General features: G+C 54.2%; 1 protein-coding gene. It reads right to left on the reverse strand.

Annotated elements, in window-relative coordinates:
* Window positions 1-78: 78 nt before the first annotated feature.
* Window positions 79-315, reverse strand: coding sequence for a DUF6429 family protein (locus tag RYH74_RS26345; protein ID WP_075043732.1), 237 nt, complete (start codon window positions 313-315; stop codon window positions 79-81).
* Between the last annotated feature and the right edge of the window lie 163 nt (window positions 316-478).

Raw genomic sequence — 478 nt, forward strand, 5'->3', positions numbered from 1 at the left:
CAGCCCAAAGGGCTGGGCAATCTCCCACAGGTAGCGCGCTGCCCTTCAGGCCTGCGCCGCAAAGAAGTCCCGCTATCATTACTGTTCGGGTTTTTCAGCGAACAGCTGATCTGCGATTTGCTTCCCTCGCTCCATGCCTTCAGGTGTCAACCGAACTGATTTCGCCTTGCCCCGCGGTTGAGTAATAAAGCCTTGCTCATGCAGATTGTTCATTACCTCGAAGTCAAAACCTTTCCAGGCACTGCCTCCGTTGAAGCTGAAGGTGGCTAACAGGGCAAGTACAGCTTCTTCGATCAACTTGTCGTCATAGGTCATGATCTCGGCCTCGTTCAGTGCTGCATCTATGTGTCGCTGGCAGCGACATGTTTACTAAACGTGTTCTCGAAATGGCTTTTTTGCGACATATCCTGTGAAGCCTGTGCCGGCCTCTTCGCGGACAAGCCCGCTCCCACAGGTACGGTGCTGCCCTTCAGGCTGC

The sequence above is a fragment of the Pseudomonas sp. LSJ-87 genome (assembly GCF_032971465.1).
GTDB lineage: Bacteria > Pseudomonadota > Gammaproteobacteria > Pseudomonadales > Pseudomonadaceae > Aquipseudomonas > Aquipseudomonas putida_Z.

What these genes read in the sequence shown, in the direction of transcription:
- RYH74_RS26345 (WP_075043732.1), bottom strand. Translation starts at nt 315, where the DNA reads ATGACCTATGACGACAAGTTGATCGAAGAAGCTGTACTTGCCCTGTTA.